This window comes from Vibrio sp. PBL-C16, from assembly GCF_034321865.1.
Taxonomy (GTDB): domain Bacteria; phylum Pseudomonadota; class Gammaproteobacteria; order Enterobacterales; family Vibrionaceae; genus Vibrio; species Vibrio alginolyticus.
Map to the genome: position 1 here is coordinate 1,630,418 of NZ_JAXLNY010000002.1, position 16,235 is coordinate 1,646,652.

12 protein-coding genes are annotated in these 16,235 nt (G+C 43.3%); 5 read left to right on the forward strand and 7 right to left on the reverse strand.

The genetic code is table 11. The annotated features are described in order from the left end of the window. The first annotated feature begins 71 nt into the window (after positions 1-71). On the forward strand, positions 72-1,637 hold the full coding sequence (locus UQW94_RS15730; protein ID WP_322142381.1) for an arylsulfatase: 1,566 nt from the start codon (positions 72-74) through the stop codon (positions 1,635-1,637). Between the two features lie 175 nt (positions 1,638-1,812). Here UQW94_RS15730 and UQW94_RS15735 read toward each other — a convergent pair whose 3' ends face one another. The 7 genes from UQW94_RS15735 to UQW94_RS15765 form a co-directional block, all read right to left on the reverse strand. Further along, a complete protein-coding gene (locus tag UQW94_RS15735; protein ID WP_005377768.1) occupies positions 1,813-3,234 on the reverse strand; it encodes an aspartate kinase in 1,422 nt (473 codons plus the stop codon). Positions 3,235-3,320: 86 nt separating this feature from the next. After that, a complete protein-coding gene (locus UQW94_RS15740; RefSeq protein ID WP_005377769.1) occupies positions 3,321-3,707 on the reverse strand; it encodes an ectoine synthase in 387 nt (128 codons plus the stop codon). A gap of 14 nt (positions 3,708-3,721) precedes the next feature. Beyond that, positions 3,722-4,987, reverse strand: a complete 1,266-nt coding sequence (gene ectB, locus UQW94_RS15745; RefSeq protein WP_017820939.1) for a diaminobutyrate--2-oxoglutarate transaminase — start codon at positions 4,985-4,987, stop codon at positions 3,722-3,724. 34 nt (positions 4,988-5,021) lie between these two features. Next, positions 5,022-5,555, reverse strand: a complete 534-nt coding sequence (ectA, locus tag UQW94_RS15750) for a diaminobutyrate acetyltransferase (RefSeq protein WP_005393379.1) — start codon at positions 5,553-5,555, stop codon at positions 5,022-5,024. Between the two features lie 315 nt (positions 5,556-5,870). Next, entirely contained in the window at positions 5,871-7,529 is a 1,659-nt protein-coding gene (locus UQW94_RS15755) for a BCCT family transporter (RefSeq protein ID WP_322142382.1), read from the reverse strand. 192 nt (positions 7,530-7,721) lie between these two features. After that, positions 7,722-8,468: a 3'-5' exonuclease gene (locus tag UQW94_RS15760; RefSeq protein WP_196363362.1), complete on the reverse strand. Its 747-nt coding sequence runs from the start codon at positions 8,466-8,468 to the stop codon at positions 7,722-7,724. Continuing rightward, positions 8,468-10,348: a DUF294 nucleotidyltransferase-like domain-containing protein gene (locus UQW94_RS15765; RefSeq protein ID WP_322142383.1), complete on the reverse strand. Its 1,881-nt coding sequence runs from the start codon at positions 10,346-10,348 to the stop codon at positions 8,468-8,470. The genes UQW94_RS15760 and UQW94_RS15765 overlap by 1 nt, the downstream gene beginning before the upstream one ends. Positions 10,349-10,786: 438 nt before the next feature. Between UQW94_RS15765 and proV the strand changes: the two genes are divergently transcribed. The 4 genes from proV (at position 10,787) to UQW94_RS15785 (ending at position 16,208) form a co-directional block, all read left to right on the forward strand. Next, positions 10,787-11,974: a glycine betaine/L-proline ABC transporter ATP-binding protein ProV gene (gene proV, locus UQW94_RS15770; protein WP_005377777.1), complete on the forward strand. Its 1,188-nt coding sequence runs from the start codon at positions 10,787-10,789 to the stop codon at positions 11,972-11,974. 4 nt (positions 11,975-11,978) lie between these two features. Continuing rightward, a complete protein-coding gene (proW, locus tag UQW94_RS15775) occupies positions 11,979-13,064 on the forward strand; it encodes a glycine betaine/L-proline ABC transporter permease ProW (protein WP_005377778.1) in 1,086 nt (361 codons plus the stop codon). Then, positions 13,057-14,064, forward strand: a complete 1,008-nt coding sequence (gene proX, locus UQW94_RS15780) for a glycine betaine/L-proline ABC transporter substrate-binding protein ProX (RefSeq protein ID WP_054865582.1) — start codon at positions 13,057-13,059, stop codon at positions 14,062-14,064. Before proW ends, proX begins: the two co-directional genes overlap by 8 nt. A 194-nt stretch (positions 14,065-14,258) precedes the next feature. After that, a complete protein-coding gene (locus tag UQW94_RS15785; protein ID WP_322142384.1) occupies positions 14,259-16,208 on the forward strand; it encodes an LTA synthase family protein in 1,950 nt (649 codons plus the stop codon). Positions 16,209-16,235 lie beyond the last annotated feature (27 nt).

Genomic DNA, 16,235 nt, shown 5'->3' on the forward strand with positions numbered 1-16,235 from the left:
ATTAACTTATGCAGCAACTAAGCATAAGGCTCACTTGTGCTTATCTTTACTCTCAACAATCTGGAGTTTTTATGGCAAATCAATTGAGCAAAATCGCTGTAGGCGCAGGACTGTTAGCGGCGTCCAGTGCTGCTATGGCAGCCGACAAACCGAATATTCTGGCAATTTTTGGTGACGATATCGGCTACTGGAATATCAGCGCATACAACCAAGGTATGATGAGTTACAAAACGCCAAACATCGACCGTATCGCGAATGAAGGTGCGTTGTTCACAGATCACTACGGACAACAGTCTTGTACTGCTGGTCGCGCTGCCTTTATTACGGGTGAAGAGCCATTTCGTACGGGTTTGTTAACAATTGGTATGCCAGGCTCTGACCACGGCATACCTGATTGGGCGCCAACCATTGCAGACCTGTTAAAAGAACAAGGTTACATGACGGGTCAATTTGGTAAAAACCACTTAGGTGACCAAGATAAGCACTTACCGACAAAACACGGCTTTGACGAATTCTTCGGTAACTTATATCACCTAAACGCAGAAGAAGAACCTGAAACTTATTACTACCCTAAAGACCCAGAGTTTCGTAAAAACTATGGCCCTCGTGGTGTCATTAAGTCTTATGTCGACGGTAAGATTGAAGACACTGGCCCGATGACACGAAAACGTATGGAGCACGCAGATGAAGAGTTCCTAGAAAGCTCTTTGGCATTTATGGAAAAAGCAGTTAAAGCGGATAAACCCTTCTTTATTTGGCATAACGCCACTCGTATGCACGTTTGGACTCGCTTGCAGGAAAAATACCAAGGCAAATCAGGTGTAAGCATTTATGCCGATGGTATGCTGGAACACGATGATCATGTAGGTGTTTTACTCGACAAGCTGGATGAGCTAGGTGTTGCCGACAACACTATCGTTATCTACTCAACGGACAACGGCGCAGAAACCATGACTTGGCCAGATGGTGGCGCAACACCATTCCATGGTGAAAAGGGTACAACTTGGGAAGGCGGTATGCGTGTTCCTCAACTGGTTCGTTGGCCAGGCGTCATTAAGCCAGGAACCAAGATCAATGAAATGATGGCACACCAAGACTGGTTGCCTACATTATTGGCAGCTGCTGGCGTACCTGATGTAAAAGAAAAACTAGCAGAAGGCTACAAAGCAAATGGCAAAGAATGGCGTGTGCATTTAGATGGTTACAACTTCATGCCATACTTTGAAGGTAAGGAAGAAAAAGGCCCTCGTGAGTCGCTGCTTTACTTTACGTCTAATGGTGAATTAAACGCTGTCCGCTGGAATGACTGGAAACTTCACTTTGCAACGCTTGAAGGGAACCTAAGTAACGCAGTTCGTTTTGCTCCGAGCTGGCCTAAAATCATCCACCTACGCGCTGACCCATTCGAAAAAGGCCCAAGCGAATCACAAATGTACTTGCGTTGGATGGCTGACAACATGTGGCTATTTGTACCTGTACAAGACGTTGTGGGAGAGTTCTTTAAAACACTTCCAGAATACCCAATGCAACGTGGCACAGCGATGAACCCTGCTTCACTAAACTACGACTCTCTAAAAATGCAAGAGAAGCTGCAGCAACTAGACAAAGTTGAACAAGAAATCAGCAAGTTTAAGTAAACTAAGTTAACGTTAGTTAATCAGTAACATTGAGCCAGCAGACCATTCTGCTGGCTTATGTGTATCGCCACATAGGAACTTACTTAAATCGTCTGTTTAGACTATGCAAAAGTACAAACTGAAAAACAAAAAAGAGAGCTAACCTGCTCTCCTTTGTATTTTAACCGTGGATAAACTAAGCCACATTAACCGATTTAGCTAAACTGCTACTTTGGAAAAACTCATCATGCAATGCGCAAATCGCGTGCTGGTATTCCTTATCACCGACAACAAATTGAACATTTACATTTCTCAATGATGAGTGCAGTGCAACTGGCGTAACGCCATTATTCATCAATGCAAGCACACCTTTCGCCAACGTCTTGTTGGTATCAATTTGAGAACCGATGGCTGAGATAAGCGCGACCATACGACCTTTAATCGAGGCATTCGGATAACGTTTCTCGGCTTTATACAATACTTTGTTTAAGCTATCAGTACTGCCACCTAGATAGTAAGTAATAGAGTTAGCGTTCATCTCTTTACCAACCAAACTTACACGAGCATCGGAGATGATTTCCATCAATTCGTAACTAACGTTATCGGCTTTTCCTACCATTGCTTGGTCAAACAAATGCAGTGCAAATACTTTCTCTTTACCTGCGATGATCTCGACTTTGTCTTCTTCTGGGCGGTAGCTTGAAGAGATCAAAGTACCTTCGTGTTCAGGTTCGAATGTATTTTTAATCTGTAGCTCAATACCACTTTCACGTAAACCCGCAGCGGCATTTGGGTGAATCGCTTCCATGCCAAGGTTAGCAAGTTGGTCTGCTACGTCATAGTTTGTACTACCAATTGGTAATACTTTTTCAGGGCCAACAACGCGTGGGTCTGCTGAGCTCAAGTGGTACTCTTTGTGAATTACTGCTAAATCCGCTTTTGTTATTGCTGCAATTCGGCTAAATGTCATCTCACTATAACCTCGGTCATAAGTGTGCATTAGGCCCTCTTTACAGTAAGCATAACCTGTCACGATTGGCAGTTCTTTTGATACATCGATATCAGCAAACGCGTCACTGATCGACTCATCAAGGCTTCTTGGCGCTTGATTATCCCAACCAGACAGGTCAACGAACTTAGCGTTAATACCCATATTTTTTAGTTTTAGTGCTGTGTTGTAAGCACTATGTGCCTCACCGATAGACGAGAGAAACTCTCGAATTTGAGGCAAGTACTGGCGCAACGAAAATTGACCGTACTGACAGGTTTCTAAAATATTCGCGATACAGTTTTTCGCTTCAGCAATGCGGGAGCGAATGAACTTATCCGCACGGATACGATTCATTGGGTCCGCAAAAATATTTTCATTGGTCAGCAACATACGGCTTTCAACGTACGCTAACGCTTCTTCCCATTTGTCGTCGCGTTTCGCGATAAGCTGATAAACGCCTGGTTTACTGGTTTTTTTACACTCGAGCAGCGCATCGGTCATACCACCGTATGCAGATACGACAAAAATACGATTGTATGGTGTTTTGGGACGAAGAATAATATTGTCGAGAACAGCATCAAATGCTGTCATTGATGTACCGCCGATTTTTTCTACGGTAAATGTCATGATAAGCCTTTTTTGATTGGTAACTTTAAAAAGAAAAAAGAAGAGATAGTAAAGTGTGGGGTGGCAAAGCACCCCACCATCATCTTTTAGTCAACGAGAGGATAAACACCGTTTTCATCGTGCACTTCAGCGCCAGTAATCGGTGGGTTAAACACACACGCCATTACCATTTCTTTATTCTTATAAGCTCTCAAGTAGTGCTCATCGTGTTTATCAAGGATGTATAATGTACCTGGTTTGATTGGGTACGTTTCTCCACCTACAACTTCAATCTCACCTTCACCACTCATACAAAACACCGATTCAAGGTGGTTTTGATAGTGAATATGAGTTTCTGTATCTTCATAAATCGTTGTGATGTGGAAAGAGAAACCCATGTTGTCGTCTTTCAACAACATGCGGACACTTTCCCAGTTATCTGAAACAACACGTCGTTCGCTGTTGCGGCATTCATCTAGAGTTCTGACGATCATAATTAAAATCCTTATTAAGATGCTTGTTTGAAATGTTTCGCAGCGATAGTCTCTACTGCATTTTCAAAGATGCTTAGTCCTTGATCTAGCTCTGATTCGCTGATGGTTAGTGGACAGAAGAACTTCACAACTTCATCGTCTGGACCCGCTGTCTCTATCACCATTCCATTCTCGAAACAGTTTTTCGCAATTTCAGATGCCATGTCACCATTGATACATTCAATACCAACCATCATGCCGCGGCCTTTTTTCTGCACAAACATTTGTGGAAAGCGACGAACACAACGGTCAATAACAGCACTTACCTTGTCTGAACACTGCTTGATGTGTGTTTCAAAATCATCGTTTGCCCAGTAAATTTCTAGTGCTTTTGCAGCAGTAATAAAGGCGTGATTATTGCCACGGAACGTACCGTTATGCTCGCCTGGCTTCCACTGGTCAAGCTCAGGCTTAAGTAATACGACAGCCATCGGCAAACCGTAACCACCGATCGACTTCGATAGCGTCACGATATCCGGTTGGATACCAGACGGCTCGAAACTAAAGAAAGTACCTGTACGTCCACAACCTGCTTGAATGTCATCGACAATCACAAGAATGTCATTGGCTTTACAGATTTTGCTCAAACGTTGTAACCACTCGTTTGAAGCAGCATTTAAACCACCTTCACCCTGCACAGTTTCAAGAAGTACAGCGGCTGGTTTATCCATACCTGCAGAGTTATCATTTAGCATGGTTTCGAACAGCGCGAGACCATCTACGCCAGCGTAACCTTCAAATGGAATACGAGTGACGTTACTTAGACTAGAACCGTTACCTTGTCTGTGATGCTGGTTACCCGTTGCAGCCAGTGCGCCAGCAGTACAACCATGGAAACCGTTAGTAAACGCAACGACGCTGTCGCGGCCTTTTACTTTTTTAGCCAGCTTCAATGCCGCCTCAACAGCGTTAGTGCCTGTTGGGCCCGTAAACTGAACCTTGTAATCCAAGTTTCTTGGTTTAAGGATGTAAGTATCCAACGCTTCCAGAAACGATGCTTTCGCTTCTGAGTGCATATCCAAACCGTGAGTAATACCGTCCATTTCAATGTACTCAAGCAACGCTTGTTTTAGTACTGGATTGTTATGGCCGTAATTTAGAGATCCCGCTCCAGCAAGGAAGTCTAAGTATCGTTCACCTTGTTCTGTTTCTAGCCAGCAGCCTTTCGCTTTACGAAAAACGACCGGGAAATTGTTTGAATATGAGCGTACGTTGGATTCCTGCTTTTTGAAAATATCCATGATGAGACCGTTTTTAATTCCTATTGTTTGAGGATTATTTGAGAGGAATGCGATACAAATATTCTGTATCGTGTTTGCCTTTAAAGTGGGCTTCTTCATCCAAAAATGTGCTTACTTGGCCAGAATTGCCGTTCATCGCATCTAACTTTTTGAACAGTGCCCAAGAGGCTTTATTATCTTCCGTGATGGTAGTTTCTACCGATTTAACACCGCCTAATTCCTCTCGGGTGAGAAGTTCTTTCAACATGCGGAATGCTAAACCATGACCTCTAAAGCGAGGTGAGACTGCAACTTGCCAGACAAATAAAACGTCTTGCTCGTCTGGTTTCTGATAACCGGAAATGAAACCTGCGATTTCGCCTTTTTGCTCAACCAAAATACTGGTTTTGCTGAAATGCGTAGACTGTAGGAAATTGCAATAAGATGAGTTCATGTCCAATGGAGGACAGTCTGCAATCAAGCTGTAAATGTCGTCACCATCAGAGATTTTAGGCTCACGAAAAATCCATTTTTTACTTGAGTCTTCTCCAATCTCTGGATAAAGGACCCAAGGTGCTGATGTGATCATGTGAAAATACATATCCTTTGAGGTCTAATTAAATTTCCTTTTTATTATGGGCATCCCTCGCGACTAAAAATCAAATAATCCGCCTTTTTGTCGGCATTTTTGTGATTTACATCACAAAAATAAACCTATTAACCAAAAGTTAAAATGGTTTGAGGTCTAATTTATTAAATAGTCACCTAAATGCGCAGTACAAAAAACAACCAGAATAAGACCATTTTCCATGCTGTTCATTTCTCAGAAAAAAATAGAAATCCAAAAAAAAAGCGGCATGCTTTCGCATACCGCTTTTATCAATAATTTAACTGCTGATACTAGTTATTTTGATTTCTTAGAAACCGCCTTTGGACGAGGTTCATCCATCAAACCTTTTATCAAAGATACCGTTGCAACAAGCAAAACAATAGTAAATGGTAAACCAGTCGTCACCGCCATTGCTTGAGCAGCAGCTAGACCACCACCCAACATCAATGCAATCGCAACCAAACCTTCAAACGTACACCAGAACACGCGTTGTGGCGTTGGTGCATCGACCTTACCGCCCGCAGCAATAGTATCAATAACCAGTGATCCTGAGTCAGAAGAGGTAATGAAGAACACCACGACTAAGATAATGCCGACAAAAGATGTTATCTCAGCCAATGGCATAACATCTAACATGGCAAAAAGTTTTAAAGGGAGTTCTGCGTTAAACACCGCCTCATAGCCATCATTAACGTATTGGCTAATTGCGTTACCGCCAAAAGCCGTCATCCATAACACACAAACTGAAGATGGGATAAGAATAACGCAAATAATAAACTCACGAACCGAACGACCGCGAGACACACGTGCGATGAACATACCCACAAATGGTGACCAAGAAATCCACCACGCCCAGTAAAACGCCGTCCAGCCTTGAGAGTAATTCACATCCTCTCGTCCAAATGGCATAGATAAGGCAGGGATATTAGCCACATAGGAAACGATGTTCTCGAAGAAACCAGTTAAAATCGCAATCGTCGGGCCAACAACAATAACAAATAGCAATAGCAGCGCTGCAAGACCCATATTGATTTCAGATAAGATTTTCACGCCCTTATCGAGTCCAGCCACAACAGAGATTAAAGCGAGCGCAGTGATACCAATAATCAATATAACCTGCGTGGTATTGGTCATTGGGACATCAAACAGGAAGTTCAAACCCGTTGCGGCTTGAGATGCACCGTAGCCTAGCGATGTTGCTAAACCAAAAACCGTCGCTACCACTGCAAGAATATCGATAATATGACCAGTCCAACCCCATATACGCTCACCAAACAAAGGGTAAAAAATTGAGCGCATGGTGAGTGGCAAACCTTTGTTAAATGAAAAGATAGCCAGCCCAAGAGCCAAGAGCGCGTATATTGACCACGGATGAAGTGCCCAGTGATAAATCGTCGCAGCCATCCCTAAGGCCGAAGCTGCAGTTGCGTCGCCCTCTGCACCACCTAGCGGTGCCCAGTCAGTACGAACACCATTCTCAACGCTCACGCCACCAATCGCAGAACTAAAATGGGACATCGGTTCTGATACACCGAAGAATACGAGACCAATGCCCATACCCGCAGCAAATAGCATTGCCAACCATCCAGCATAGGAGTAATCCGGTGTTGCTTCAGTACCACCGATTCGTACACGGCCTAATGGTGTGAAGATCAATCCGACACAGACAATGACAAAAATATTACCTGAAGCGAGAAAAAACCAGTCTAAATTGTGCAACAAACCCGCTCGTAGGTCTGCAAAAAACGGCTCTACCTGTTCTCGGAATAATAGTGTTATCACAACAAACATGACGATTGCTAAGCCAGAAATTGCAAAAACACGGTTGTGAATATCAAGGCCAAATGGGCCTACCTTTAGCGCAACGTTATCCTGACCAATTTGATAGTCAGTATCTATTGCGTTTACTTTTCCATCGGGGCGTTGAATGCCACCGTTATTATCGGTGCTCACGGATAATCTCCTTAAAAATACGTGACCAAGTTTAAATTACTTTTGTCGGAGTTCGAGTAATGAAACGTCTTCATCACTACCAAGCACATGTTCATAAAACATTGTTCTTATAAGCGGTTACTCAATCCGCCATCATAATCTTAAAGCCCCCTATCTCTCATTGCATTTTATTGTTTTCACCATAAATAACGCCTATTGCCAAACCGAAGATATTGGCATGTTTCGATTAAAGTGATACTGCAGTTGTGCTTGAAACAGCTCCGCAGTTGCTAACGCATCCGTCAGGGCATGGTGAGGTTGATAAGCAGGGAGGCCATATCTTTCACGAGCGTGCCCTAATCGTACAGAACCGGGTTTCTTGCCTTTCAACTTATTGATAAAACCTCTGCATTCACGGCGCTGTATCGCATACTCAATATCTAACGTATCAACAACAGGAAACTGTATCCCCTCTCCGATGCTATTTAGCAAGGCGTTATTAAAGAACTGCCTTTCAATGTTCTTGTAGTGAACAAGTACCACTTTGCCTGACAACGCATCCAATATTTCACCCAAGATCTGAGACAGCTGCGGCGCGTTTTTAACCTCAGAGTCAGTGATACCGTGAATAATGACAGACTCGTGGTTTAACTCTCTGTTTGGGTTAACGACCCAATGAGCAGAACCATTACATTGAACACGATCAATAGTAAACGGCACAAGTCCGATCGTGAGAATGACATCCTCTTCCGAGTTCAATCCTGTTGTCTCAAAGTCTACCGAGACAAATGGCACTTGTTCAATTGGTGTTTCCCCATTAACCATCGGTGTCGAATAATAGCGTTTGAGCCTCTCGTCTTTCGCTTCTTTAGCGAGTTGTTTGAACAACATTGACCACTCTGGCGTCTGGGATGTATCCAACAACGGCTGTTCTTTTTCTACATTTTTTGAGAACCACATTATTTGCTACTTCTCTGGTATCGAAACTTAATGAAGTTCTGAGCGTTACTTAGAATTTGAAATGCTGCTTTTAAGTTTCGACGTTCAAATTCAGACATGTTCTCCGGCTCAATGTTGTTGTCTGGCTCTTCTCCATTTTCTATATCAAGGGCTTGGTGACGAATTCGAACCATGTAGATTAGCTCCATCGCATCCCTTAAATCCAAACCTCGACCTTTCGGTAAAATGCCAGCATCATTAATGTCATCTAAACGGTCGAAAGAGTTTTGCGATCGGGAACCGATTGCCAGAGAATGCACCCGTATTAAATCGGCCAACGGAGCCGTCCCCCTTCGCTTCAAGTTAATCGAGTTGCGATGACGGCCGTCTTTCTCCATCACAAAGTCTTTGAAAAAGCCCAGTGGAGGCGTCCTACGTATTGCGTTATACGCCATACAAGCAAGAAAGCGGTTATTTCTTTTCGCTCGTCTCACAATAAAGCTGCTTAGTTGCTCCGCCCATTTCACTCGCCCATGCACACCGAGGAGATCAAAAAAGATATTACTATTTAACAATCTCTCAGGGGTTGGATTGTCTATCCAGTTTCCAAAGCATTCTTCCCATTCTGCACGAGTTTTTCGCCATTCTGGGTTGGTAGCCATAATGTCTCCAGTACAATAAGCATAGCCGCATGCCGCTAAACCATCACAAACAAATTTAGCAAACTTTTCAAAGTACTCTCCGTGAATCTCAACGTCATAACTGTTATCGAGAATAAGCGCGTTATCTTGATCCGTTACAATTAACTGCTCATCCCTCGCCATTGAACCCATTGCGACTAAACAATAAGGAATGGGCGCAGGGCCGAACTCTTGCTCAGCTAATTCAGCGAGGCGTTGTTTGAAACTACTGCCTATAACCGACATGGCTCGACCAATCATGTGCGCGTTGGCATCTTCATTGACCATTCTTACGAAACAGTCTTTTACTTGTTCAGAAACCTGCTTGAGATCCTCGACACTGGTTTGCTGAAAAATAGAGCTCACTAGCAATAGGCTGTTCTGAGATTCGTAACGAACGATGTCCGTCATGCCAATAATTCCTATCGGCTTTTTATCTTTTAAAATTGGTAAATGATGCACGTTGTAACGCAACATGGTTAACATGGCCTCAAACACATAGGCGTTATAATCCAATGAAACCACGTCATAACTCATGACCTCACTCACTGGAATATTGGTATCAATACCTTGAGCTAGTACGCGAATGCAAAGATCGCGATCAGTCAATATTCCAAGCAGCTGTTCATCATCTTCTTCTGTGAGCTCCTCTGTCGGGCGAATAATGAGCAGAGAGGTGACATTTTCCTCTGCCATTAGTATCGCAGCTTCCTGAATTGAAGCCGTTGCCTCCAGAGTTACTGGCTCTCTTGCTAAGATTTTACGTGCCTTAGCGGTGGTAAAGTCATTGCTTTCGGAGCGGCTAGATATTGCGCTTCGCAAACGCGCGCTATCTTCCAGTTCCATGTAGTCCGCAAAGTTTTCAAACTCATCACAAAGTTCATTGAAGATGTTTTCCGGAATACAGTAAACTAGAGTGTCTTCTATCGCTTTGGCTGGCATCCGTACGCGGTTGTTCATCAACAACCCCATCTGACCAAACAGTCCACCAGCATCAATCCTGTTATAGAGTTCACCTTTACGTCGATAAATCTCTACCGCCCCACTTCTCACCATATACAAGTCGCGGATCGTATCTCCGAAGTGAAGGATTTTTGTTCCTTGCCGAAAGTATGCAACTTCGGCATTGAGAGCAATTTTTCTAAGCTGCTCTTCAGGTAGGTCATCAAAAGGTGGGTACTGGCTAATGAAATTGAGCACTTCTAACTGTTCGGCTTCCATTTTTTATTCCATACGTTGCCTAAACTACAGCGATAAATATCACTCTGAGTGAAATCAAGCAATAAATAAATCTAAGGATAACAGTACCTAACCGATTTCACAGGACCAAGCCTTAACCAAAAATTAGAGCTCTAACCTTTTTATATGTAGAGTTCTAGGCTATCACAGCTTATATCTATGCAAGCGAGTTGAGTTGAAATGTACAAAAAAATTCAAAATAAATTCAACCCTACGTCAGGACAACGTTATGGCGGATAAAAACACATTTCAAGCAATTGTTTTAAATATAAAAAATAAGAATTGAACATACCTTGCTCAACGAATTCTCTATGCACGGCAGAACTAGTTAACCAACCCCCTTTCGTTGAAAGTTGAACTAAAATTAATTAGAGTACAAATCGTTAAACAGTTATAAACACACGAAAAAGGACAGATAACATGGATCCCATACTGGAAGTTAAGGGACTGTATAAAGTGTTTGGAGAAGACCCAGAGAGAGCCTTCTCGCTTATCGACAAAGGCGTCGATAAAGACGGTATTTTTGAACAGACAGGTTTAACAGTCGGCGTAAACGATGTATCTCTCACCATAAATGAAGGGGAAATTTTCGTAATCATGGGCCTTTCTGGCTCCGGGAAATCCACCCTTGTTCGACTTCTTAACCGGCTCATTGAGCCGACTAAAGGTAGTGTTTATCTCAAAGGAAGAGATATCGCCCACATCTCCGAAAATGAACTTCGAGAAGTTCGTCGTAACAATATCTCAATGGTGTTTCAAAGTTTCGCACTCATGCCACACATGACGGTGATTGAAAATGCCGCCTTTGGTTTAGAACTTGCCGGCATTGACGTTAATGAGCGTCAGAAAAGTGCCCTTTCCGCGTTAGAAAGAGTGGGTTTAGACCCTTATGCAGAATCTTTCCCTGACGAATTATCCGGTGGTATGAAACAGCGCGTTGGTTTAGCGAGAGCGTTAGCTTGTGATCCAGACATCCTATTAATGGACGAGGCGTTTTCCGCTTTAGACCCATTGATCCGTTCTGAGATGCAAGATGAGCTTATTCGTCTACAGAACGATGACAAACGCACAATTGTCTTCATTTCTCATGATTTGGATGAAGCAATGCGTATTGGCGACCGTATCGCTATCATGCAAAACGGTGAGGTTGTTCAGGTTGGTACACCTGATGAAATATTACACAGTCCAGCAAATGATTATGTCGAAGCGTTTTTCCGCGGCGTAAACATCGCAAGTGTCTTGACAGCAAAAGATATCGCGCGCAAGAAGCCAGCGGCTGTTTTTAAGAAATCGGAAAATGACGGTCCAGGCTCTGCGATGCAGATTCTGATGGATCACGACCGTGATTACGGCATTGTCGTCGATAAATCTAGCCGATATTCCGGCATCGTATCTCTTGATTCACTACGTTTGGCTCATAAAGAAAACCGTTCGTTAGCCAGTGCTCAATTACCGGATGAAGTTACTCTTCAGCCTGATCAGTCAATTAATGACATTTTGGGTCTGGTTGCTGGTGTTCCTTATGCCGTGCCTGTCGTAGATGAGAAAGGAACTTACTTTGGTGTCGTGACTAAATCACGTCTTCTACAAACACTAGATAAGGATTAACACGATGTCTTCAGAGCAAACTAACAATGATCCCTGGTCAAATACTGCTCCTGCGCAAGATGATCCTTGGTCGCAAGGTACAGAGGCCGCACCAAGTAATGATTGGCTCAACTCAGAAACTGTAGAGCAAGCGCCATTCGATATTATGAACCCATTCCAAGATGCGGTTTTACCCCTCGATAGCTGGGTAGAGTCCGGTTTGAACTGGCTGGTGGAACATGGTCGACCTGTTTTCCAAGCAATACGAGTTCCAATCGACTTTATTCTAACGTCGTTTGAAACTGCTTTGGTGTCTACACCTGCGCCTATAATGGTACTCATTTTGTTTTTGCTAGCGTGGCAGTTTTCCAATGTAAAACTTGGTTTTTCTACTCTTGTATCCCTTGTTTTCATTGGCCTAATTGGTGCGTGGTCACAAGCGATGACAACGCTAGCACTGGTGTTAACCGCCGTTTTCTTCTGTTTGCTTATAGGGCTACCAATGGGGATATGGTTGGCAAGGAGCCAAACCGCTGCCAAATTTGTTAGGCCAATATTAGATGCAATGCAAACGACTCCCGCGTTCGTTTACCTTGTACCAATTGTTATGTTGTTTGGTATTGGTAACGTTCCTGGCGTAGTAGTAACGATCATTTTCGCCCTGCCTCCCGTTGTGCGCCTGACTATTTTGGGTATTCAGCAAGTACCTGAAGAGCTTATCGAAGCTGGCCACTCTTTCGGGGCAAACAAAAAACAGATGCTTTATCGCATCCAGTTACCGTTGGCGTTACCAACCATCATGGCAGGTGTAAACCAAACCTTAATGCTGTCACTTTCTATGGTAGTGATTGCTTCAATGATTGCTGTTGGCGGCTTAGGCCAAATGGTACTTCGTGGTATTGGCCGACTTGATATGGGTCTTGCTGCCGTTGGTGGCTTAGGCATCGTTATTCTTGCGATTTTGTTAGACCGTATCACCCAGGTGTTAGGGGTTAATGCGGGCAACACTAAACTTCGCTGGTATCACACAGGTCCTGTTTCATACCTATTAAAACTGAAAACAAAGACGAACCAAGACGATCTAAAACTTAGGAGAAACATCAATGAATAATTCATGGAAGAAAGCGCTCTCTGTTGGAGCTCTAAGTACTATCGCATTTTCAACTTATGGTGTGGCAAGTGAACTACCGGGTGAAGGTGTCACTGTTCAGCCTGTTCAATCAACCGTTGCAGAAGAAACATTTCAAACGTTGATCGTAAACCGCGCACTTGAAGAGCTTGGTTACGATGTTAAACCGACCAAAGAAGTGGACTACAACGTAGGCTACACCTCTATTGCTAAAGGTGATGCTACTTTCTTAGCGGTTGGTTGGTTCCCTCTTCACGCCGATAAGTACACGATGTCTGGCGGTGATGATAAGTTCTTCCGTAAAGGCCAATACGTAAGTGGTGCTGCGCAAGGTTATTTGATCGATAAGAAAACCGCGGAAAAATATAACATCACTAACATTGGTCAGTTAAAAGATCCAAAATTGGCGAAGCTATTCGATGCAAACGGCGATGGCAAAGCGGACTTAACTGGTTGTAACCCAGGTTGGGGTTGTGAAATGGTTGTTGAGCATCAGTTGGATGCTTTCAAACTTCGTGACACAGTAACACACAACCAAGGTAACTACGCGGCGATTATCGCTGATACGATCTCACGTTACAAAAAAGGCGATCCGATTCTTTACTACACTTGGACACCGTACTGGGTAAGTGGCGTTTTAGTTCCAGGGAAAGATGTTGTGTGGTTAGAAGTGCCATTCTCTTCACTTCCTGGTGAGCGTAAGGACATTGATACGACACTAGAGAACGGTAAGAACTACGGCTTCGAGATGAACTCTATGCGCATCGTTGCCAATAAAGAGTTTACGGAAAAAAACCCTGCTGCTGCGAAGCTATTTGAAATCATCAAACTAAATATCAATGATGTTAGTGCTCAGAATATGATGATGAGCCAAGGTAAGAACAGCTCAGCGGACATCGAGTCTCATGTAAATGGCTGGATCAAAGCGAACCAGAAAAAGTTCGACGCATGGGTCGAAGAAGCGAAGAAAGCCGCAATGTAATCATGCCTTTATCAATCTCTAGAGCCAGTTGGTGTTATCAACTGGCTCTTTTTTTACACAAACGCCCCTCCCCCTTACATAGACATACCAACACTTACACTACTCGACCATAAACCCACATTATAATTCACGTTTATTTCACGCTTGCTTTGCTAAAAACAACACAACATAACAATTAAACTATTCGAATAAATATGAAAAACTTATCAAAGAGCTCTGTGTGGGGGCCTTTGCAGCCAATTGCTGCCTTTTCTTTGTTTTCGCTTCTATTTCTGTCTATCTCAAGAGTTTTGCTAGCTTTTTGGCAGATTGACCGTATTGACTCTCTAAACGACTTAATTTACATCCTAGGTCAAGGTTTGCGCGTAGATATTGCAACGCTTTGCTGGTTATTTATTCTTCCAGCACTGTTATCAACCTTCATGCCATTAACCGGTAAGATGGGAGAGTGTTGGAAGCGAATATTACGCATATGGATGGTTTTAGGGCTTTGGGTGCTTGTATACATGGAGCTAGCAACAGCGCCATTCATTCAGGAATACGACCTACGTCCAAACCGCCTGTTTGTGGAATACTTAATCTACCCAAAAGAAGTCTTGAGTATGCTCTGGACTGGCTACAAATTAGAACTGTTTATTGGTGCGTTAGGTACAGTTTTAACCATCACTTTAGGTTGGAAGTGGAGTAAGAAACTGACCGATAAGGCGCAGCAGGTCAACTGGAAATGGCGACCACTGTTGGCACTTTTCGTTGTTCTTTTTGGGGTTGCAGGTGCTCGCTCATCTTTAGGTCACCGCCCGCTAAATCCTGCTATGGTCGCCTTTTCTAACGATCCACTGCTTAACGACTTAGCACTGAACTCATCTTACTCATTGTTGTTTGCGGTTAATAGCATGAAGTCAGAAAAGAGCGCGGAGCAGTTCTACGGAAAAATGGACACTCAAAAGATGTTGGAATTAGTTCGCACTTCATCAACAAAGTCCGACTTCACCCCTTCATTAATCCCAACCATGAACAGTAACCCCGCGACTTACCAAGGTAAACATAAAAACTTAGTGATTTTGCTACAAGAAAGCTTAGGCGCCCAATTTGTCGGTGCTTTGGGTGGTTTGCCTCTAACACCAAACCTTGATGAACTCATGAAGGAAGGTTGGCAGTTCACACAAATGTACGCCACTGGTACTCGTTCTGTTCGTGGAATTGAAGCCGTAACCACGGGCTTTCCTCCATCTCCGTCTCGCGCGGTAGTGAAGCTGAGTAAAAGCCAAACGGGTTTCTTTACCATCGCGGACTTACTGAAAGCTCAAGGCTATAACACGCAGTTTATTTACGGCGGTGAAGCCAACTTTGACAACATGAAAACTTTCTTCTTTGGTAACGGTTTTGATCAAATAGTAGAAGAAGATGATTATAACAACCCAAGCTTTGTTGGCTCTTGGGGTGTTAGTGATGAAGATCTATATAACAAAGCAAACGAAGAGTTTGAACGCCTTTCAAAAAGCGACAAACCTTTCTTTAGCTTAGTTTTTACGTCAAGTAATCATAGCCCTTATGAGTATCCGAAAGGCAAAATTGAGCCATACGATTCAGAACATATGACACGTAACAACGCCGTAAAATATTCCGATTACGCTTTGGGCACTTTCTTTGAAAAGGCGAAAAAGTCATCTTATTGGGATGATACCATTTTCATTGTAATTGCAGATCATGATGCACGTGTTTCTGGCGCTAACCTTGTTCCGGTTAAGCACTTTCACATTCCAGCATTGATCCTTGGTAAAGGCATTCAACCACGTAAAGATGACCGCATAGCAAACAACATCGACATGCCGCCTACACTGTTATCTCTGATTGGGGTAGATGCTAAAACACCGATGATTGGTCGTGATTTAACGAAGCCACTGGCTCGCGAAGATGAACGCGCAATGATGCAATACGACAAAAACTTTGGTTATTTAACGCGCGACAATCTCGTTGTGCTTTCCCCTGGTGAAAAGGTATCGACCCTGACGTACGACTTTAAAGACCAAACCATGAAGCCGCTAGAGGTGGACGAGTCTATTATCGAGCGTGCAAAAGCAAACGCATTATTTGCATCTAAAGCGTATCAAAACAACTGGTATTCTTCCAAATACACTCATTAATACCAATGATTCCGCTGATAAAAAGGA

Coding starts and splice junctions, on each gene's coding strand:
- UQW94_RS15730 (WP_322142381.1), top strand. CDS start 72: ATGGCAAATCAATTGAGCAAAATCGCTGTAGGCGCAGGACTGTTAGCG.
- UQW94_RS15735 (WP_005377768.1), bottom strand. CDS start 3,234: ATGACATTTACCGTAGAAAAAATCGGCGGTACATCAATGACAGCATTT.
- UQW94_RS15740 (WP_005377769.1), bottom strand. CDS start 3,707: ATGATCGTCAGAACTCTAGATGAATGCCGCAACAGCGAACGACGTGTT.
- ectB (WP_017820939.1), bottom strand. CDS start 4,987: ATGGATATTTTCAAAAAGCAGGAATCCAACGTACGCTCATATTCAAAC.
- ectA (WP_005393379.1), bottom strand. CDS start 5,555: ATGATCACATCAGCACCTTGGGTCCTTTATCCAGAGATTGGAGAAGAC.
- UQW94_RS15760 (WP_196363362.1), bottom strand. CDS start 8,468: ATGTGGTTCTCAAAAAATGTAGAAAAAGAACAGCCGTTGTTGGATACA.
- UQW94_RS15765 (WP_322142383.1), bottom strand. CDS start 10,348: ATGGAAGCCGAACAGTTAGAAGTGCTCAATTTCATTAGCCAGTACCCA.
- proV (WP_005377777.1), top strand. CDS start 10,787: ATGGATCCCATACTGGAAGTTAAGGGACTGTATAAAGTGTTTGGAGAA.
- proW (WP_005377778.1), top strand. CDS start 11,979: ATGTCTTCAGAGCAAACTAACAATGATCCCTGGTCAAATACTGCTCCT.
- proX (WP_054865582.1), top strand. CDS start 13,057: ATGAATAATTCATGGAAGAAAGCGCTCTCTGTTGGAGCTCTAAGTACT.
- UQW94_RS15785 (WP_322142384.1), top strand. CDS start 14,259: ATGAAAAACTTATCAAAGAGCTCTGTGTGGGGGCCTTTGCAGCCAATT.